At 64.1% G+C, this 19465-nt stretch carries 16 protein-coding genes; 8 read left to right on the plus strand and 8 right to left on the minus strand.

What is annotated here, in order from left to right:
- Positions 1 to 59 precede the first annotated feature (59 nt).
- On the plus strand, positions 60 to 1112 hold the full coding sequence (locus QD208_RS11460; protein ID WP_279836872.1) for a LysM domain-containing protein: 1053 nt from the start codon (positions 60 to 62) through the stop codon (positions 1110 to 1112).
- A gap of 101 nt (positions 1113 to 1213) precedes the next feature.
- On the plus strand, positions 1214 to 2503 hold the full coding sequence (dprA, locus tag QD208_RS11465; protein ID WP_279836873.1) for a DNA-processing protein DprA: 1290 nt from the start codon (positions 1214 to 1216) through the stop codon (positions 2501 to 2503).
- Between the two features lie 59 nt (positions 2504 to 2562).
- On the opposite strand, the gene QD208_RS11470 is transcribed toward dprA, so the two are convergent.
- Entirely contained in the window at positions 2563 to 3447 is an 885-nt protein-coding gene (locus QD208_RS11470; RefSeq protein WP_279836874.1) for a 5'-nucleotidase, lipoprotein e(P4) family, read from the minus strand.
- 306 nt (positions 3448 to 3753) lie between these two features.
- On the opposite strand from QD208_RS11470, the gene QD208_RS11475 reads away from it, so the two are divergent.
- From QD208_RS11475 to aroE, 3 genes are all read left to right on the plus strand, one after another.
- On the plus strand, positions 3754 to 4335 hold the full coding sequence (locus tag QD208_RS11475) for a Sua5/YciO/YrdC/YwlC family protein (RefSeq protein ID WP_279836875.1): 582 nt from the start codon (positions 3754 to 3756) through the stop codon (positions 4333 to 4335).
- Positions 4336 to 4514: 179 nt separating this feature from the next.
- The gene (hemF, locus tag QD208_RS11480) at positions 4515 to 5435 is read left to right on the plus strand and encodes an oxygen-dependent coproporphyrinogen oxidase (protein ID WP_279836876.1); all 921 of its coding nucleotides are present in this window, start codon (positions 4515 to 4517) and stop codon (positions 5433 to 5435) included.
- A gap of 43 nt (positions 5436 to 5478) precedes the next feature.
- The gene (aroE, locus tag QD208_RS11485) at positions 5479 to 6312 is read left to right on the plus strand and encodes a shikimate dehydrogenase (protein WP_279836893.1); all 834 of its coding nucleotides are present in this window, start codon (positions 5479 to 5481) and stop codon (positions 6310 to 6312) included.
- Between the two features lie 179 nt (positions 6313 to 6491).
- Here aroE and QD208_RS11490 read toward each other — a convergent pair whose 3' ends face one another.
- Positions 6492 to 7208, minus strand: coding sequence for a response regulator transcription factor (locus tag QD208_RS11490; RefSeq protein ID WP_043333802.1), 717 nt, complete (start codon positions 7206 to 7208; stop codon positions 6492 to 6494).
- Positions 7209 to 7484: 276 nt separating this feature from the next.
- On the opposite strand from QD208_RS11490, the gene QD208_RS11495 reads away from it, so the two are divergent.
- Together QD208_RS11495 and QD208_RS11500 are read left to right on the plus strand one after the other, a co-directional pair.
- Positions 7485 to 7976: a hypothetical protein gene (locus QD208_RS11495; RefSeq protein WP_279836877.1), complete on the plus strand. Its 492-nt coding sequence runs from the start codon at positions 7485 to 7487 to the stop codon at positions 7974 to 7976.
- Positions 7977 to 8024: 48 nt separating this feature from the next.
- Positions 8025 to 10451, plus strand: a complete 2427-nt coding sequence (locus QD208_RS11500; RefSeq protein ID WP_279836878.1) for an ATP-binding protein — start codon at positions 8025 to 8027, stop codon at positions 10449 to 10451.
- 222 nt (positions 10452 to 10673) lie between these two features.
- On the opposite strand, the gene QD208_RS11505 is transcribed toward QD208_RS11500, so the two are convergent.
- Complete coding sequence (locus QD208_RS11505; RefSeq protein WP_279836879.1) at positions 10674 to 11861, minus strand: EAL domain-containing response regulator; 1188 nt, start codon at positions 11859 to 11861, stop codon at positions 10674 to 10676.
- A 377-nt stretch (positions 11862 to 12238) separates the two neighbouring features.
- Positions 12239 to 13078, minus strand: a complete 840-nt coding sequence (locus QD208_RS11510) for a M48 family metallopeptidase (RefSeq protein ID WP_279836880.1) — start codon at positions 13076 to 13078, stop codon at positions 12239 to 12241.
- A 237-nt stretch (positions 13079 to 13315) separates the two neighbouring features.
- Here QD208_RS11510 and QD208_RS11515 point away from each other — a divergent pair, with 237 nt between their 5' ends.
- On the plus strand, positions 13316 to 14179 hold the full coding sequence (locus QD208_RS11515) for an ATP-binding protein (RefSeq protein ID WP_279836881.1): 864 nt from the start codon (positions 13316 to 13318) through the stop codon (positions 14177 to 14179).
- Positions 14180 to 14354: 175 nt separating this feature from the next.
- Here the strand turns inward: QD208_RS11515 and der are convergent, their stop codons facing one another.
- The 4 genes from der to hisS all read right to left on the minus strand — a co-directional run bounded on the left by der (position 14355) and on the right by hisS (position 19377).
- Positions 14355 to 15779 carry a ribosome biogenesis GTPase Der gene (gene der / locus QD208_RS11520; RefSeq protein WP_043333806.1) on the minus strand — a complete coding sequence of 475 codons (1425 nt, stop codon included), beginning with the start codon at positions 15777 to 15779 and terminating at the stop codon, positions 14355 to 14357.
- 413 nt (positions 15780 to 16192) lie between these two features.
- Positions 16193 to 17353, minus strand: a complete 1161-nt coding sequence (gene bamB / locus QD208_RS11525; protein WP_043333807.1) for an outer membrane protein assembly factor BamB — start codon at positions 17351 to 17353, stop codon at positions 16193 to 16195.
- Positions 17350 to 18006, minus strand: coding sequence for a tetratricopeptide repeat protein (locus QD208_RS11530; RefSeq protein WP_279836882.1), 657 nt, complete (start codon positions 18004 to 18006; stop codon positions 17350 to 17352). The genes bamB and QD208_RS11530 overlap by 4 nt, the downstream gene beginning before the upstream one ends.
- A gap of 87 nt (positions 18007 to 18093) precedes the next feature.
- Positions 18094 to 19377 carry a histidine--tRNA ligase gene (gene hisS / locus QD208_RS11535; RefSeq protein ID WP_279836883.1) on the minus strand — a complete coding sequence of 428 codons (1284 nt, stop codon included), beginning with the start codon at positions 19375 to 19377 and terminating at the stop codon, positions 18094 to 18096.
- Between the last annotated feature and the right edge of the window lie 88 nt (positions 19378 to 19465).

Consider the following 19465-nt stretch of genomic DNA (forward strand, 5'->3'; position numbering starts at 1 on the left):
AACAAGACCATCACCACCGAGCGATGGGTGGCAATAACGCAAGGGACGCAGGAATGGGCATGAAACGACTGGTCGGCAATGCCGTCTTTACGGCACTCCTCGGCATGGCGACGCTGGGGGCAAGCGCAGGGATGTCGCTGGCACAGGCAGCAACCGTACGTGATGACGTACCTTCCACCTACGTGGTGGTGCGTGGCGATACGCTCTGGGACATCTCCGGGCGCTTTCTGCGTGAACCCTGGCTGTGGCCGGAAGTCTGGCGCGCCAATCCGCAGATCAAGAATCCGCACCTGATCTATCCGGGCGATCGCATCTCGCTCTACTACGAGAATGGCGAGCCACGTCTGCGCCTGGAGCGCGGCCAGGGCGGGGTCGTGAAGCTGTCTCCCCAGATCCGCAAGATTCCCAAGCGCGAGGCGGTGCCGCCGATTCCGCTGGAGAAGATCTCGGCCTTCTTGAAAGAGCATCGCGTGATTGACCCGGCGCTGCTCACCGATGCGCCCTATATCGTGGCCGGGGATGACACCCGCCTGATCAGCGGTGCCGGCGATACCATCTACGCCCGCGGCAACTGGTCCGCCAATGACACCTACAGCGTCTACCGCAAGGGCCAGCGCTATCTGGACCCGGACACCCAGGAGTTTCTGGGGCTGGAGATGATCAGCATCGGCGACATCAAGCTTGAGCGTCGCGAAGGCGATATCGGCGTGCTGCGCGTGCTGTCGGCCAATCGCGAGATTCTCAATGGCGATCTGCTGCTGCCGGCGGACGGTGGTGCGATCACCACCAGCTTCCAGCCGCAGCCGACCGAAGAAGATGTGGGCGGCGTCATCCTCGCGGCCCCCGATGGACTGCGCAATATCGGTCGCAATGACATCGTCGCGCTCAATCGTGGCAGCCGTGAAGGCATCCAGCCGGGGTTTGTCTTCGGTATCGAGCGCCGCGGCGAGACGATCACCGATCCCGTCACCGGCGAGCCGATCACCCTGCCCGGTGAGGAAGGTGGCCTGGTGATGGTATTTCGTATCTACGACAAGGTCAGCTACGCGCTGGTGATGCAGGCCGGCCGCCCATTGAGCGTCGGTGACAAGCTGCTGGAGCCCCACGGCTGATCGAAAGCCCCTGTCATCCGCAAGCATCGGCGTGGTGAAACGACTCGTCGTGCTGAAGCGAACAACCAGGGTGAGTCAATAATCCGCTCGGGAGGTGTGGCGTGTCGATCGATGTCGAACAACGCGGCCCCTCGCGGGCGGATTTCGTCTTTCTGGCGCGCCTGCCGGGCTTTGGCACGCATACCGCGGCCAAGCTGCGTGAGCGGGCCGACTGGCCGCAGGGCTGGCTGGCGGTATTGCCGCCACGCCTCGCGGCACCGCTGCGCCTGTGGTGCGAGCGCCCTGAATCCTCGCCGCTCCATGAGCAGGTGATGGCAGACCTTGCCTGGCATGCGCCGGCACAGGGCTATCATCTGCTCACCCCCGCGGACCCCGAGTGGCCAGCCATGCTCGACACCCTGCCGGACCCGCCGTTGGCGCTCTGGGCGCTGGGGCGGCAGTCGCTGCTTGAGTTGCCCATGCTGGCCATCGTCGGCGCACGCAAGGCCAGCCAGGCAGGCCTGCGGCATGCGCATGACTTCGCGGCTGAGCTGGTCTCACGTGGCTGGAGTGTCGCCAGTGGGCTGGCGCTGGGGGTCGATGCCGCGGCGCATCAGGGAGCCCTGGCGGCGTCAGCGCGTCTCGGCGCGCACGACTATGCGGCCAACCCCTCGACGCTGGCGGTGCTCGGCTGTGGGGTCGATGTGGTCTATCCCGCTCAGCATCATCATCTTCGCCAGCGGCTGCTGGAGGGCGGCGGTCTGCTGCTCTCGGAGCATCCGCCTGGCACCGGCGCGCATGCGCGCCACTTTCCCCGCCGCAATCGGCTGATCACCGGCCTGTCACTTGGCGTGCTGGTGGTCGAAGCCACGCTGCGCAGTGGCTCGCTGGTCAGTGCCCGGTTGGCGATGGAGCAGAATCGCGAGGTGTTCGCGCTGCCGGGACGCATCGATGACATCACCGCCAGCGGTTGTCTGGAGTTGATCCGTCAGGGGGCGACGCTGGTACGCGATGTCGATGACATGCTGGCGGAGCTCGAGCACCTGTTGCCGGCTCACTCGACCGAGCAGCCGTCAACGCAGCCCCGGGTGGCGTCATCCAGGCAGCCCGCTGCCACCTCTGCGGCCTCTCGCTCCGCCACTTCGGCTCGGCAAGCGACAACCTCCGCTACCTTCGCGACACCCACGACATCACTGCCCTTGCCGTCTCTGGCGCCGCCAGCGTCACGCGCTGCCACGCCGCCTGACAGTCAGGAGGCGGCGCCATTGTGCTTTCTGGGGGCCGTGCCACTGGCGCTGGACAAGCTGGTCGAGCTGAGTGGCACCTCGGTCAGCGAGCTGAGCATGCAGTTGCTGGAACTGGAGCTCGAGGGGCGAGTCATGCAGGCACCGGGTGGCTGGAAGCGGCTCTGACGCTCTGAGCAAATGTTGCCGACCTGGCATTGATGATCCGGGAGGCCGGCAACCTGAACTCATTTGCCGAGGCTGACCTTGCCGCTCTCGGGCTGCCAGGCATTGAGCGCTGCGTCACGCATGGCGCGCTTCTCGCGCTCACTGGCACTCCAGTTGCCATCGTAGAGCACGCCTTCCCACTCGCCGTAGGTCGGGTTGGGCAACAGCACGAAGCGACGGCCGAACTGATCCGCCTGGCGGGCGACCTCGGCATTGCGTGCGCGGGTGGTGGACTGCTGGAAGGCCTGATCGAAATCGCCGAGGTTATCGCCCATCAGCAGCGCGATGTCATGCTCCTGCGTGACCCGTGCGCGGCGCGCGGTCTTGTCGGAGCTGTCGATGCGCGGCATCACGTGCTCGGCATTGGCCTGCGGGAAGCCCAGCGCGGCAAGATTGGCGATGGTGGCCTGCTTGCCGGCTGCCTTGCGGTTGGTGATGTAGTAGACATCGACGCCGCTGGCGTGTGCGTAGTTGAGGAACTCCACGGCGCCCGGTGAAGCCGTGGAGACGGCGTCATCCACCCAGTCAGCCCAGCTCTGGCTGTCGTAGGTACGACCTTCACGCAGTGCCCAGCCGCCGTAGCTGGTGGTGTCGAGCACGGTGTCATCGACATCGACGACCACCGCCAGCGGCTTGTCCTGCGCGTGGCGACGCGCCAGCGCCAGATTCAGGCGGTCGTGGGCCACGTTGAAGGCTTGCAGTGACAGGGCATGAAACTCCGCGCTGCGCTGTATCCATAGGGTCGCCAGCATCGCCTGGTCGCTCAAGGGCGCCTGCGCCGCGGCATCCTGCAGCGGGGCAGGGCGTGGCGCCGGCGCGGTCGGCGTCTGGGGGCCAGAGCTGGCACAGCCTGCCAATGCCAGCAGTAGAGCGGCTGAGGTGGTCAGTGAGAAAGCGCGACGCATGGATCACATCCTTGTCTGAAGAAAAGGGGGAGGAAAAGTGGGGGTGAAACGCCATCAGGCCCGGTGCTGGAGACTGTCCAGCAAAGCATCCAAATGACCTCGATAGTCTTTTGAAACAAGCCTTTGCGTCAGTTTCGCAATACCCTGAGGGTGATGGACCCGTTCATCATGCCGTGAACCGGGCGGTGCGCCTATGCCACTCCGACGCGACGCCGTGTTGCGTCGATGTGCAGCGTCGGTCTCGCGCCGGTGAGCGTGCTAGAATCGCCGCCATTGTGTTGCCGCAGCTAGGAGTTCGAGCAGATCATGAATGTCAGTGATGTTTCGCTGGATCAGCGTGCCCTCGACGGCGCCGCTGCCTGTCTTCGCAATGGGGGCATCGTTGCCTATCCCACCGAGGCCGTCTGGGGGCTGGGGTGTGATCCCGACGATGGTGAGGCCCTGGCTCGGCTGATCAAGCTCAAGTCCCGCGACGCCGCCAAGGGCTTGATCCTGATCGCCGGTGATATCGCCCAGCTGGAACCCTGGCTGGCGGGGGTCACCGTCGCGCAGCGTGAGCAGCTGCTGGCCAGCTGGCCGGGACCCTATACCTGGCTGGTGCCTGACAATGGCCGTGCGCACCCCTTGCTGCGCGGTGAACACGTCAGCCTGGCCGTGCGCGTGACCGACCATCCGCTGGTCCAGGCATTGTGCGCTGCCTTCGGCGGACCGCTGGTGTCGACCTCGGCCAACCGTGCAGGCGAATCGCCTGCCATGACCGCAGACGAGGTGCGTGACGCCTTCGGCGATGCGCTGGTCAATGACGTGATCCTCGAAGGACCGCTCGGCGGCAACCCGCGTCCCAGCACCATTCGTGATCTCGCGACCGGCAAGGTGCTGCGCGCCTGAGCAGCAGGATCGTCGCTCGGGTTGATCCAGATCAGTGCCGCGTCATCCAGGCGCCCAAGAGGGGCATTTTCCGACCTGCCGAGCGCAGCGTGTCGCGGTAAGCTGGCAGTTCACCGCCAGCAGCGGCCAACGACGGGTGTCGCCCCGTCATCATTCATTCCCGTTCTACCGGAGGCATCGTGGCCCACGCCAATCTCGAAGACGTCAAGGTCTACCTGCTCGATCTGCAAGACCGCCTGTGCGAGGCGCTGCAAGCCTGCGATGGCCAGGCAAGTTTCCGTGAAGATAGCTGGGAGCGTGCCGAGGGTGGCGGTGGTCGCTCACGGGTCATCGAGAATGGCGGCGTGTTCGAGAAGGGTGGCGTCAACTTCTCGCATGTCTTCGGGCATGAATTGCCGGCTTCCGCGACGGCGGTACGTCCGGAGCTGGCCGGTCGCAGCTTCCACGCCGTCGGGGTCAGCTGGGTGCTGCATCCGCACAACCCGCACGTGCCGACCAGCCATGGCAATGTGCGCTTCTTCATCGCCGAGAAGGAGGGCGAGGCGCCGGTATGGTGGTTCGGGGGCGGCTACGATCTGACGCCGTTCTACCCGCATGAAGAAGACGCGCGTCACTGGCACCAGACGGCCTGCGATGCCTGCATCGCCTTCGGCAGTGATGTCTATCCGCGCTACAAGACCTGGTGTGACGAGTACTTCTACCTCAAGCACCGCGACGAGACGCGGGGCGTGGGTGGCCTGTTCTTCGATGACCTCAACGAGTGGGGCTTCGAGCGCTGCTTCGCCTTCCAGCAATCCGTCGGCGACAGCTTCCTCGAGGCCTATCTGCCCATCGTCGAGCGCCGCCGCGAGACGGCCTATGGCGAGCGTGAACGCAACTTCCAGCTCTATCGTCGCGGGCGCTACGTGGAGTTCAACCTGGTCTGGGACCGCGGCACGCTGTTTGGCCTGCAGAGCGGCGGACGTACCGAGTCGATCCTGATGTCGATGCCGCCGGTAGTGCACTGGGAGTACGGCTACGAGCCCGAGGAAGGCAGTGCCGAAGCGGTGCTGTATCGTGACTTCCTGCATGCCCGCGACTGGCTGGGCGAAGAGGCCTGATCGCCGCATTGACCTGACGCTTTTCTGTGATTGCCCCGGAGTCCTGATGTCCCGTTACGCTGTATTCGGCAACCCGATTGCCCACTCGAAATCCCCGTTGATTCATCGCTCCTTCGCTGAGCAGCTCAAGGACTCGCTGAGCTACGAAGCGCGACTGGCGCCGGTCGATGACTTCGCGGCCGGTTGGGCCGAGTTCGTCGCCGAAGGCGGCCAGGGGGCGAATGTCACCATGCCCTTCAAGGAGCAGGCCTTCCGGCTGGTCGATGTGCTGAGCCCGCGTGCCCGTCGCGCCGGCGCCGTCAATACGCTGATGCTCGGCAAGACCGGTCAGCTGTATGGCGATACCACCGATGGTGTCGGCCTGACCCGTGATCTCGAGCGTCTCGAGGCGCCGCTCAAGGGTGCGCGCATCCTGATTCTCGGCGCGGGTGGCGCCGTGCGTGGTGTGCTGGAGCCTCTGCTGGCCAAGCAGCCGGCGGCATTGGTGATCGCCAATCGCACCGCCGCCAAGGCCAGCGCGCTGGCCGAGGACTTCGCCGACCTGGCGGGGGAAGGCTGCCAGCTGTCCGGTGGCAGCTATGCGGCCATCGAGGGTCAGTTCGATCTGGTCATCAATGGCACCAGTGCATCGCTGGGCGGCGAGCTGCCGCCGTTGCCGGATTCGCTGTTCTCTCCGCAGGCGCTCGCCTACGACATGATGTATGCCGCCGAGCCGACCGTCTTCATGCGCTGGGCCAGCGAGCGCGGCGCGCGGGTTGAGGATGGTCTCGGCATGCTGGTGGAGCAGGCGGCCGAGTCCTACTTCCTGTGGCGTCACAAGCGCCCGGAGACGGGGCCAGTGGCGGGCATGTTGCGCAGGATGCTGGCGGAAGGATGATCCGCGGGAGCTTGCCGGGCATGCACGTCGATTCAGATGGCCGCCAGACGGGCAGCCAGATGACCAGCTAGCCGACCAGTCAGACGACAGACGATGAAAAGGAGCGGGGGACTCGATAGAGTCCCCCGCTCCTTTTTGGTTGGCCATGATCCAGCGTGCTCACGCCTCGCTGTTGGCGCTCAGCTGCTCTTGACGGGGGCCGTGGCACAGGATTCGAGCCGATATCCGTACTGATAGACGCTTTTCAGCCTGAGCCCACGGCTGCCGTTCAGTCCCAGTTTGCGCCGCAGGCGGCTGACGTGGGTGTCGACCGTCCGGGTCGAGATGTCCCCGTTGACCCCCCAGATCATCTCCAGCAGGTAGGCGCGTGAGTAAAGCTCTCCGACGTGGCGCAGTAGCAGGGAGGCCAGCTGATATTCGCGCTGGGTCAGGGCGACCGGCTCCTCGCCGCACCAGATGGTGTGTTCATCCGGCTCGATCCGATATTGATCGCTGATGGCCACCTTGGGCTGCAGGTAATTGGTGTCGGAGGTGACGAAACGCCTGCCCAGCGCTTCCACACGCGCCGTGAGCTCAGCAGGGCGGATAGGCTTGGCCAGAAAGTCATCGGCGCCGTGCTGAAGCGCATGCACGACATCCTCCTCTCCCTGGCTTGCGGTGATGAACAGGATCAGCCCTCGCCAGCCGTGCTCGCTGCGCAGTGTGCGCGTCAGCTCCATGCCGCAGGCATCCGGCAGTTGCCAGTCGATGATCAGCAGGTCGAAGCTGCGCTCGCGCAGTGCGCGCAACAACTGGCTGGCGCGCTCGAAGCCTGCCAGCTCATGTCCCTGAGCCTCGAGACACAGGGTCAGGTAATCACGTTGATCATGATCATCTTCCAGGATGCCGATTTGCATGTCGTTGCCTCCCCGCGTGGGTATCGCAAGCAGTCTACGCGTCTCTTGCGTGAGACCGCGTCACAATGGTTCACGTTTGGCATGACGATGGCGACATATACTCGTGTTCATCCCCTCTCGCTGCTTCATGGCGCGGTGCCGCTGCTGGCCCGTGAATGGCGAGGATGAAACGAGACGGTGAACCTCCGGCCGTCATCCATGGTTGTCCATGACCCCTGGAGTCTTCCCATGCCGCTTCTCATTCTCCTGCGATGTCTCACCACGGCGTTACTTCGCATGCGCCACTGGCTTCTGTTGCTGACGCTGTCGTTTTCCCCCTTTGCCATGGCCCTGGAGGCTCCGCAGGGGCCGGTGGTGCTACGCGTCACCGGGGATATCACCCATGCCAACGCCGGAGGCGAGGCACATTTCGATCGCGCCATGCTCATGGCGCTGACGCAACGGGAGACCGTGACCACCACCCCCTGGCATGACGGCGAAGTGAGCTTCAGCGGTCCGCTCGGTTCGGCGCTGATGGAGGCGGTGGGCGTCGAGGATGGCACCATGCGTATAGTGGCGCTCAACGACTACGCCGCCACCGCGCCGGTGCAGGATTATTTCGATCATCCGGTGATACTGGCCATGGAAGTCGATGGCAAGCGACTGCGTGTGCGCGACAATGGCCCCATCTTCATCATCTACCCCTTCAGTGAGCAGCCGGATCTCCTCAACGAGGAAATCATGACCCGCTCTGTCTGGCAGGTGAAGCGAATCGACATCGAACGCTGAACCCGCCTCTCCTGCTCCGTTTCATGAGCGCTGCCAGGATGCTCGTGCATGAATCCACTCCGTTCTCTGCATTTCAGAACCGCCATCGCCATTGCCGCGACGTTGTTCTTCGTCTCGGCATTGGTGACTGGCGTTCTGGTCTATCAGCGTCAGCAGGCACTCGAGCACAAGCTGCGTGAGAATCTGATCTGGGCGGTCTATCAGTTCGACAGGGAAGTGCGCGAGCTGCGCATGGTGGTGGCCGAGGAGCAGAAGACCCCGACGCCGCCCGCCTTGATGGATGACAGCGAGCTGCTGTTGCGGCTCGACATCCTCTATAGCCGGGTACAGCTGCTGCAGAGCGGCCAACTGGGCAGCATGCTGGCGGGGATGCCCGACCTGCATGCCCAGCTGATGGCCATGCTGCCCAGAATCGAGGTGCTGGACAGCGCCATCATGGACCTGGCGAGTCGTCAGGAGCGTGATGCGTCCCTATATGTGCAGATACTCAGCCGGCTTGCCTCGCTTCAGGAGCAGACCGGCGAGTTGCTGCTCAACATCAATGCCGAGGCCGCTATCCAGCGCACCAAGGAGCGCTCGGAGCTCCTCAACCTGTATGCCCTTGCGCTGTCGCTGGTGCTGCTGATGACGTTGAGCGGCATCGTGCTGGTGGTCGCGCTGATCGTCGAGAGTCGTGGACGGGCCTACAAGACCCGCAAGCTGGAGGAGCGCACCCAGGAGCTGGATGGCATGGTGCAGCTGGCGCAGGCGGCCAGTCGTGCCAAGTCGGAATTCATGGCGATCATGAGCCATGAGATACGTACCCCGCTCAATGGCATGGTCGGCGTGTCGGACCTCATCGGCGAGGAAGTCTCGACCCGGCGTGGCCAGCAATACCTGACGATGCTGCGCCAGAGTGCCGAGAGCCTGCAGGCCGTCATCAATGATGTGCTGGATTATTCCAAGATCGAAGCCGGCAAGCTGGAGCTGGATCAGCGCTGCTTCTCGTTGCCCGAATTCCTCGATTCCCTGGCCGCGCATTACCATCGCCAGACAGGCAGTGCCGGCAAGGGATGCTCGCGCATCTTCCTCGAAGAACGTGCCGATGATCTGCCTGTCTGGGTCAAGGGTGACGTCAATCGCCTGCGTCAGGTACTGACCAACCTGCTCAACAACGCCTTCAAGTTCTGTCCCCAGGGCACCATCCGGCTGAGGGCATCACCGGAAGACGGCGAGACGCTTCATTTCGAGGTTCACGACAGCGGTTGCGGGATCGCCGCCGACCAGGTGAGCCAGTTGTTTGCCCCCTTCACCCAGGTGGATACCTCGATTGCGCGTCGTCATGAGGGCACCGGGCTCGGGCTTGCCATCTGCAAGCGACTGGTGGAGGCGATGGGCGGTGAGATCGGCGTCGAGAGTCATCTCGGGCTTGGCAGTCGCTTCTGGTGCCGCGTGCCGCTGCCGGTATTGACCGCCGCCGAGGCTTGCCCGCAGCAGGCGGTGGGAGACACGCCCTTGCCCCACGCAAGCGTGCTGGTGGTGGAAGACAACGAGGTCAATCAGTCGCTGGCGCGGGCCATGCTCGAGTATCTGGGGCAGCAGGTCACGGTGGTGGAAGACGGTGAGCAGGCACTCGAATGGCTGGCGCAGGCTGGCAACGATGTCGATCTGGTGTTCATGGACATGCAGATGCCGGTGCTGGATGGCGTCGAGACGACACGTCGCTGGCGTCAGCAAGAGTCCGAGCAACCCGCCAGCGCTCGTCTGCCGATCATCGCGATGACCGCCAACGTGATGCAGGAGGATGCCCGCCGCTGCATCGAGGCTGGCATGCAGGGGGTGCTGCACAAGCCGTTCACGCGTGATGATCTGCATCGGGTGCTGCAACAGTATCTGGTCCAGGCCTCTGATTCGCAGGCCTCTGATTCACAGGAGGCTGATTCACAGAAGTCTGATTCGCAGCAGAAGTCGCTCGAGCCAGACAAGCCAGAGGCTTCGGCTGGCGAGCCGTCTGCCGCCCTGCAGGCACCAGGCGATGATGGCACCAGCTCGTCAGCGGCTGATGATCAGGACGCGCAGATCGACGCTGCCCCGGCGCTCGATGTGGCAACTGACGACTCAGCTGCGCGCGCTCTGCCCGATGCCGCGCCTTCCTTGCTGCAACACGCGACCTGTCAGGAGCTGCTCACGACCCTGAGTGGCGAGGCCTATTCACGACTGCTGAGCAATTACCTGACGCGACTCGAAGGACGCCTCGACGTGATGGTGACCTTGCTGAAGCAGATGGATCTCACCGAGCTCAAGCGTGAGGCGCATTCCCTGAAGGGGGCGTCAGCCTCGCTGGGATGCAGCGGCATAGCCAGTGGCGCCAAGGCGCTGGAGGAGGCCGTGATCAGCGAGGACCTGCCCGAGGTACACCAGCATGTCGCCACATTGCGCTCCTTGAGTGTGCCGACGCGGGACAGCCTTCTCGCAGAGGGCTATCTGTTCTCCTGACGGTATTGGGACGTGATGGCGTGATCGACAGCCGACAGCATTCACTAGCGTCCCTCTTGTTCTCCCGTTCCCGCCTTCTCTCGCTCTCTTCATCCTGGCCTTCACGATTCATCCTGGCCTTCACTACATAGACGCCACCCATGGTGACATGGGTGGCGTCTGTAGTGGGGAGTTGCGGCATTCCCGCTGTCTGTGCTGCGCTGTGGCGGGACGCCAGTCTCCTCAATGGACGGCGGAGACGTGGCGCTGGCTGAGTGCATTGACGGCGCTGGGCGGGCAGCGGCTCCAGGCATTGAAGTCGCTGACGGGCATGGGGCGCGCGAACAGATAGCCCTGGCCGATATTGCAGCGGGTATCGCAGAGGTAATCGCGCTGTTCCGCGGTCTCGATGCCTTCGCCGACCACGGCGAGATTCAGGCGTTGGCCCAGCTCGACGATGGTACGCGTGATGGCGCGCGCTTCCGGGTGGCTGTCGCTGCGTCCGACGAAGCATTGGTCGATCTTCAATTCGTCGAACGGCAGGTTGTAGAGCTGCATCATCGAGGAGAAACCGGTGCCGAAGTCATCCAGCGCCAGGCGATAGCCGCGGTCGCGAATGGCGTTCAGAAGGTGACGAGCGTAGGTGAGGCAGTCGATCCCGCAGCTCTCCGTGAGTTCCAGCGTGATGGAGTGCGGATCGACATGATGCTGACTGGCCAGCGCATCCAGCGTCTTCAGCATGTCACGGGTGCGCAGCAGCTGGGGTGACAGATTGAGCGCGAGGTCAAGGTGAAGGCCCTGGGACTGCCATTGGCCCTGCTGGCGGAAACCATTCTCGATGACCTGCCAGGTGAGTGCCTCGATACGGTTGCTGCGTTCCGCCAGGGCGATGAACTGGTTGGGCATGACCATGCCGCGCAGAGGATGCTGCCAGCGCACGAGAGCCTCCGCGCCGCTGAGCCGGCCACTGGCGAGGTCGATCTTGGGCTGATAGACGAGATGCAGCTGGCGCTCGGTCAGGGCATCATCCAGTTCATCGAGTGACAGCGGATTGCGTTGCTTGTCCAGCTCTGCCAGCAGCGAGGCCAGGTGCATGATGTCGAAGGGCTTGCCGAGCTGGCCCAGCATCTCCAGGCCGCTGCGCTTGCCCCTGGCGACCATCGCTTGCATGTCGTCGTTGTGACAGGCGCTCATCAGGATGATGCCCGCCTCGACATTGCGTTCGCGCAGATAGCCGAGCACATCATCGCCGGTGAAGTCGCCCAATTCGTAGTCCACCAGGATGAGGTCCGTCTCCAGACAGGCGGGATTGCAGGCGATGTCCTGCAGCCCTTCGCTCTGCGTGCAGTCGAACCCATGGGCGGAAAGCAGCCCGCTGATGAGTTCACGAAAATCCGGATCGTCGTCAATGATGAGTGCGTGTCGAGTCATGTAAGGCATCCTCAAGCGAGTGTCGGGAACACGCTCGCGCCGCTGTGCATGAAGTGTCTGCATGAGCAGTGCGCAGGCGAGCAGGTGATCCCAGATTAGCAATGCGGTTACATGATTCGCGGATATCGACACATTTGATGGCTTCTTTTTACATTCAGACTTTCAAGCCGGTAAAGCGAGGAGCTGGTAGAGCGTTAGATAGCCAAGGGAGGTAGATCAGAAGGCAGGCTAGTGAGAGCAGAGCCAGAGAGTAGAGGGCGGCTGGATGGAGGGCGGCTGGATAGAGAGCGCCGCACGCTCGCGCAGCCCCAGGTTCTCCAGGGGCCGCGCGAGCGTGTGTTACCTGAGGCTGATGATGCCACGCCACACAGGTGGGGTCAGCGCAGTCGATCGCAGTTGGGCTTCTCGCCGGCGGCGCGGGCCTGCTGATAGGTCGGCAGAGCGGTCTCGAGGCGCTCGTTGAGGGCCGCCATGCGCTGTTCGTCACTCGGGTGTGTCGACATCCACACCGGCGGTTGCGCGCCACCGGCAGCATTCATGTTGGCCCACAGCTTGATGCTGGCGCGCGGGTCGAAGCCGGCTTCGGCCATCAGGTCCAGCCCCAGCAGGTCGGCTTCGGACTCGTGGGAGCGCGAGAACGGCTTGAGCACGCCATATTCCGCGCCCATGCCCAGCAGGCCCATGAGCTGGTCGCCACCGGTGCCTTCGAGGCCGGCCAGTGCCTGGGTGAGTGACAGCCCGGCGGAGGTCAAGGATTGGGTCGAGACGCGTTCGTTGGCGTGGCGCGCCAGCACGTGGGCGATCTCGTGGCCGATGACGGTCGCCAGCTGGTCCTGATTCTCGGCGACCTCAAGCAACCCGGTGTTGACGCCGATGTAGCCGCCCGGCAGGGCGAAGGCATTGGCGGACTCATCCTCGAATACCTTGACCTGCCAGCCGCTGATGCCATAGCTGGCGGGCACCTTGGCGGTCACCGCATCCGCCACGCAGCTGACGTAGGCATCCTGACGACCTTCCACCACCGGCAGCTCCTGCTGGTACTTGCTGAAGCTGGCTTCCCCCATCTTCTCCAGTTCCTGGTCCGAGTAGAGGGTCAGCTGGCTGCGGCCCAGCGGAGAGTTGGCGCAGGCACTCAGGGTGACGGACGCCGCAAGCGCCGCCAGCGGGAGCAGACGACGCAGGGCGCGGGGAGATGAGAGATCGAGCAATCCTGGCATTGGGGCCTCCTGGCTAGATGACGTGACAACCTTCGAGCGCACGGCAGGGCGACGCTGAACGTGCAAGAAACGTGCAGACAGCATAACCGGATAGGCGCAGTGGTGCAGTCAGCGAAATGATACGTTGCTGAGATCACAGCATCGTCAGGCCAGACGGCCCCGCCGGGCATGAGATACTGGGTTTGATCTGATGGGCCTGCCACGGCCCGGACCCCATGTATCTGACAGGGAATCACCATGTCGCCAGAGTTTGAACGCCGCCTCTCGCATCTGCTGGACCGACTCGAACCGATGCTGCCGCCGACGGCTGTCGAAGTGGACTGGACACGCGATGTCGCCGCCTTGTGGACCCGCCACCCCCTGGGAGGGCGACTGACGCCGATCGCGCCGCGTGACGCCCTGACACTCGAGGACCTGCTCGGCATCGCACGCCAGAAGCGTGAGCTGCTGGCCAACACTCGCGCCTTCCTTGCGGGCAAGCCGGCCAACCACGCGCTGCTGTGGGGCGCCCGTGGCACCGGCAAGTCATCGCTGGTCCGCGCACTGCTCAATACCCTGGGCCGCGAGGGGCTGCGTCTGATCCAGATCGACCGGCACGACCTGCCGACACTGCCGGCGCTGGTCGCCGAGCTGGCCCAGCAGCCGCATCGCTTCATCGTCTATTGCGATGACCTGTCCTTCGAGGGCAGCGATGACGCCTACAAGGCGCTCAAGAGCGTGCTGGATGGCACCCTGACCGGGCCGCCGGAGAACGTGCTGCTGTACGCCACCTCCAACCGTCGTCATCTGCTGCCGGAGCACATGAGCGACAACCAGGCCACCCACATCGTCGATGGCGAGCTGCATCATGGCGATGCGGTGGAAGAGAAGATCTCGCTGTCGGACCGCTTCGGCCTGTGGCTGGCCTTCCATCCCTTCAATCAGGACGCCTATCTGGAGACCTGTCAGCACTGGGTGGAATGGCGTCTCGGCGCTGGCAGCTTCGATGAGGCCGCGCGTGGCGAGGCGCTGCGCTACGCCACCCAGCGCGGGGTGCGCAGCGGGCGTGCCGCCTGGCAGTTCGCCAATCTATGGGCGGGGCAGAAGACGCTGGAGGCGTGAACCCGGTGCTTGACGCCCTTGAGATGATTGTGGCGCTTGAGGTGCTCTGAAACGTCAGTGCGCGTGACATGAAAAAGCCGCCCCTGCAGTCATCTGCAGGGGCGGCTTTTTCATGGGGCAGGCTGGCGGATCAGATCCGCTCGCCTGGCATCACGCACAGGCGCAGTTCACGCCATCAACGGCGCTGCTTGCGTTCCTTGCGAGCTTCCTTGGTGCGCGCCAGTGAACGCTCTTTCGCGCGCTCGCGGTCATCAGCCCCCTGGGCGCCATCGAAGGGGTTGTCGCCGGAGCGGAACTCGAAGCGCATCGGCGTGCCCTTGACCTTGAGCACCTTGCGGAAGGTGTTGGTCAGGTAGCGCTTGTAGGCTTCCGGCAGACGGTTGGTCTGGTTGCCGTGCACCACGATCAGCGGCGGATTGGCGCCACCCTGGTGAGCCATGCGCAGCTTGATGCGACGGCCGTTGACCATCGGCGGCTGGTGCGCCTGGGTGGCGTCCTGCAGCAGGGTGGTCAGACGCTTGGTCGACCAGCGGGCCACGGCGCTTTCGAAGGCGCGGTCGATGGACGGGTAGAGATCACCCACCGCAGTGCCGTGCAGCGCGGAGATGAAGTGCAGGTCAGCGTAGTCGGCGAAGCCCAGACGACGCTTGATCTCGGAGCGCATCTTCTCCTTGGCTTCGCTTTCCAGGCCATCCCACTTGTTGACCACCAGCACCAGCGCGCGGCCGCTGGTCAGCACGAAGTCCAGCAGGTGCAGGTCCTGCTCGACGAGTCCCTGGCGGGCATCGAGCACCATCACGGCGACGTTGCACTTCTTGATCGCTTCCAGCGTCTTGATGATGGAGAACTTCTCCACCACTTCGCGCACGTTCTTGCGACGACGGATCCCGGCGGTATCGACCAGCAGGTAAGGCTTGCCACGACGCTCGAAGGGAATCTCCACGGCGTCGGTGGTGGTGCCGGCCTGGTCATAGACGACCACGCGCTCCTCGCCCAGCAGGCGATTGACCAGCGTCGACTTGCCGACGTTCGGACGACCGATGATGCCGATGCGCACGCCGCGATCATCCAGCTCCGGGTGCAGGTCCTCGTCTTCGCCTTCCTCGACTTCGGGGTAGGGCGAGAGCACCTCTTCCAGCAGTGTGGTGACGTTGCGGCCGTGCTCGGCGGCGATGGCGCGCGGGTCACCCAGACCCAGGGTCCAGAAGTCGGACTTGCCGATCTCCTCGTCCATGCCGTCGGTCTTGTTGACCACCAGCCAGGTCTTCTTCTGGTTGACGCGCAGGTGATTGGCGATGGCCTCATCCGCCATGTTCAGACCGGCGCGCGCATCGACCATGAACAGCACGATGTCGGCTTCGTCGATGGCGGCCAGTGACTGGCCGGCCATCATCAGGTCGATGCCTTCCTCGTCACCGCTGATGCCGCCGGTGTCGATGACGGTGTAGGGCTTGCCGCCGACCTTGCCGGTGCCGTACTTGCGGTCACGGGTCAGGCCGGGGAAATCGGCGACCAGAGCATCACGGGTCTTGGTGAGGCGATTGAATAGCGTCGACTTGCCGACATTCGGGCGGCCGACCAGGGCGATCACGGGGTTCATGGAATCTCACAGCATTCGCAGGGATAGCATCGATGCCGGCCCCGTACGGTCTGCTTCGAACCATGATGGCTGGAAAGCACCTTGTGCAGGCAGGGCGATAGCGATGATATCGGACTTGGGGCACTGGATGACGACGCAGGCGTCGCATGCATCCAGTATGGTCCGCCGACAGGGGGTTAGCACTGTCGGCGGAAAGATCTCGTGGCTGAATCAATGGCTGCGTCGTGCGGCAGGCCTGATCAGCGGGGGCAGCATTCTAGCATTGACAGGGAGTTGCTACCAATGGCGCATTAAGACAACGGCAGCCAGATGGCTGCCGTTGTCTTGACGAGGGCTGAACGAGGGCTGAACGAGGGCTGAACGAGGCGCATGTCAGATTGCGGGCAGGCTGACATGCGCGCTCGATCAGTGGCTTACGGGGCTTCGAGATCCAGCGCCGTCAGCTCGCCATCGTTGGTGTAGACGTAGATGCGCTTGCCTTCGGTCAGCGGGGTGATGCTGATGCCATCGCCCCCCACGTCATAGCGGCCGGCCATCTCGCCGCTCTGGGCGTCGATCAGGTGCACATAGCCTTCGTAGTCACCGACCACCAGCTTGCCATCGACGAAGGCCGGAGAGGTCAGCCAGCGGCCTTCCAGGTCTTCGGACTTCCACAGCACGTTGCCCGTGTTGGCATCCATTGCCAGCACATGGCTGGCATTGTCGATGCTGAACAGGTAATCGCCGACCACGATGGGCGTCAGATAGCTGGAGGACGGCTTGTCCCACAGCGGCTCGCCGTTGCGGGCGTCCAGCGCGATCAGACGACCGTTGTAGCTGGTGACGAACAAGCGGCCATCCTGCGTCAGCACCGGCTGGCCATCGAGATCGACCAGCTGGTCCACCTCGGTACGCCCGGCCGGCACGGCGACGCGCAGGTCCCACAGTTCCTGACCTGAGCGGTTGTCGAGCGTGACCAGCTTGCCGTTGGCGAAGCCCGCGAAGGTGACCGGCTGGATGACCCGCGGCGCGCCGGTGCCACGCAGCGTCAGGGCCGGAATCGTGGCCGAGTAGGCCCACTGCTCTTCGCCGGTGAAGCGATCAAGCGCGGTCACGGTGCCATCGACGCTCTGCACCACGACCAGCTCGTCGTTGTACTGCGGCGCGGCCAGCACTTCACTGGAGACACGCGTGCTCCATTCGATGCTGCCATCTTCCTGGCTGACGGCACTGACCTTGCCATCGCGCGTACCGACGTAGAGGCGGGAGGCATCGGCATTCAGTGCGCTGGTGATGCCAGCCGGCAACCGTGTCTGCCAGATGTCGTCGCCACTGTCGGCAGCGAGGGCTTCCAGCTCACCGCCTTCGGCACCGACGAACAGCTTGTCGTTGGCGAAGATCGGTGACAGCGGATAGTGGGCACGGCCCAGGCCATTGCCGACCGATTCGCTCCAGACGGAATCAAGCGCGACCTGGCGATCGAAATCGACCAGCTCCTTGGGCGCATATTCCGGTTGGGCACTGCTGGCACAACCGGCCAGCAGACTCACGGCCAGCAGCGAGGCCGGTACGCTCAGACGACGAGTGACGCTCATGAAGAAGACTCCGCAGCCAGATCGGCGAGTTTCAGGTCGAGACCGTAGACCGGCTGACCACTTTCCTGCGACAGGGTGCTGGCCTGCTGATAGGCGGCGATGGCCTCATCACGCTTGTCCTGTGCGGCCAGGGCATCGCCACGCACCGCAGCCGCCTGCGCTGCCAGCGGCGCCGGCGGGCTCTTGAGCAGGGCGAGTGCCGCGTCGTTGTCGCCGCGCTCGACGTTGATGCGCGCCAGACGTAGGCTGGCCAGCCCCTGCAGGTAGCTGTCATCGCTGTTGTCGATCACGCTCTGCAGCGCCGTGGCGGCTGCATCGAGATCGTTGGCCTTGACCGACATGCTGGCATCCAGCAGGTGCGCCATCTGGGTGTAGAGGCTGTCGCCGTGCTCGCTTTCCAGTTCGCCGATCAGCGTACGCGCCTGCTTGATGCCGGCGTCTTCCAGCTTGGGCTGGCTGACGAGGCTGATCAGTTGCTGGTAACGCACGGAGGCCGCTTCGGACTGGCTGGCGTCGTAGTTCTGCCAGGCCTTGAAGGCAAAGACACCGGCGCCGGCCAGTACGACACCAGCAATCAGTGACTTGCCGTTCTCGCTCCACCAACGCTTGATGGCTTCAAGCTGTTCTTCTTCGCTTCTGAGCTCTTCCGCCACGGGCGGTCTCCTTGACCTGGCCGGCATGCCGGCACTTGCATTCGTGAGGCGGAGAGCTGGCTCTCCGCCCGATATTCATTGGCAGTCTCAGGCGCCGAAGACGCTGTCGAGACGTTCGCCCAGCGCACGCTGGTTCAGCGTTTCCTGGTCGCGTTCCTCGCGCAGGAACTTGAGCGCCACCGTGCCTTCGATGACTTCATTCTCACCGAGAATCAGCGCGATGCCAGCACCGCTCTTGTCGGCCTTCTTCATCTGGCTCTTGAAGCTGCCACCACCGCAATGCAGTACCAGACGCAGATTGGGCAGGGCGGTGCGCAGCTCTTCGGCCAGACGCATGGCTTCGCCTTCGGCCTGCTCGCCCATCGACATCAGGTAGACATCGACGGTCTCGCGGACGTCCTGCGGTACCAGTTCCAGTGTCTCGAGCAACAGGATGAGGCGCTCGACGCCCATCGCGAAGCCGACCGCCGGTACCGGCTTGCCGCCCAGCTGTTCGAACAGGCTGTCGTAGCGGCCGCCGGCACACACGGTGCCCTGGCTGCCCAGCGCGGTGGTGGTCCATTCGAACACACTGCGCGAGTAGTAATCGAGGCCACGCACCAGGCGCGGGTTGATGACGTACTCGATGCCAGCGGCGTCGAGACGTGCCTTGAGGCCCTCGAAGTGCACGCGGGACTCTTCATCCAGGTGATCCCCTAGGCGCGGCGCGGCGTCGACGACGGCGGCCATGTCCGGGTTCTTGGTGTCGAGGATGCGCAGCGGGTTGCTGTGCAGACGACGCTTGGAGTCTTCGTCGAGGACATCCAGGTGCTGTTCGAAGTATTCGACCAGCAGGTCACGATAGGCGGCACGCGCCTCGAGGCTACCCAGCGAGTTGAGCTCGAGCGTGACGTGCTCCAGCAGGCCCAGCTGGCGCCACAGACGCGCGGAGATCAGGATCATCTCGGCATCGATGTCCGGGCCTTCCATGCCGTAGGCTTCGACGCCCACCTGATGGAACTGACGATAACGGCCCTTCTGCGGGCGCTCGTGGCGGAACATCGGGCCGGTGTACCACAGACGCTGGATCTGGTTGTGGACCAGGCCATTCTCCATCGCCATGCGCACGCAGCTGGCGGTGCCTTCCGGACGCAGGGTCAGGCTGTCGCCGTTACGGTCGTCGAAGGTGTACATCTCCTTCTCGACGATGTCGGTGACTTCGCCGATGGAGCGCTTGAACAGCGCGGTCTGCTCGACGATGGGGGTGCGGATCTCGCGATAGCCGTACTGGCCCATCAGCGCTTCCACCTGGTGCTCGAAGTATTGCCATACCGGTGACTGGTCCGGCAGCAGGTCGTTCATGCCACGAATGGCCTGGATCTTGGTACTCAACGTTCTCTCCTGAATCCTTGCGCGTCTCCCCACGGCGCTCGCATGAGGTCATGCAGGCGGGTGGGGAGACGAAGGCGCGTCAATCATG

The sequence above is a fragment of the Cobetia sp. 29-18-1 genome, from assembly GCF_029846405.1.
In the GTDB taxonomy this organism is placed as follows: domain Bacteria; phylum Pseudomonadota; class Gammaproteobacteria; order Pseudomonadales; family Halomonadaceae; genus Cobetia; species Cobetia amphilecti.

Coding starts and splice junctions, on each gene's coding strand:
- QD208_RS11460 (WP_279836872.1), top strand. CDS start 60: ATGAAACGACTGGTCGGCAATGCCGTCTTTACGGCACTCCTCGGCATG.
- QD208_RS11470 (WP_279836874.1), bottom strand. CDS start 3,447: ATGCGTCGCGCTTTCTCACTGACCACCTCAGCCGCTCTACTGCTGGCA.
- QD208_RS11475 (WP_279836875.1), top strand. CDS start 3,754: ATGAATGTCAGTGATGTTTCGCTGGATCAGCGTGCCCTCGACGGCGCC.
- QD208_RS11490 (WP_043333802.1), bottom strand. CDS start 7,208: ATGCAAATCGGCATCCTGGAAGATGATCATGATCAACGTGATTACCTG.
- QD208_RS11495 (WP_279836877.1), top strand. CDS start 7,485: ATGCGCCACTGGCTTCTGTTGCTGACGCTGTCGTTTTCCCCCTTTGCC.
- QD208_RS11500 (WP_279836878.1), top strand. CDS start 8,025: ATGAATCCACTCCGTTCTCTGCATTTCAGAACCGCCATCGCCATTGCC.
- QD208_RS11505 (WP_279836879.1), bottom strand. CDS start 11,861: ATGACTCGACACGCACTCATCATTGACGACGATCCGGATTTTCGTGAA.
- QD208_RS11510 (WP_279836880.1), bottom strand. CDS start 13,078: ATGCCAGGATTGCTCGATCTCTCATCTCCCCGCGCCCTGCGTCGTCTG.
- QD208_RS11515 (WP_279836881.1), top strand. CDS start 13,316: ATGTCGCCAGAGTTTGAACGCCGCCTCTCGCATCTGCTGGACCGACTC.
- der (WP_043333806.1), bottom strand. CDS start 15,779: ATGAACCCCGTGATCGCCCTGGTCGGCCGCCCGAATGTCGGCAAGTCG.
- bamB (WP_043333807.1), bottom strand. CDS start 17,353: ATGAGCGTCACTCGTCGTCTGAGCGTACCGGCCTCGCTGCTGGCCGTG.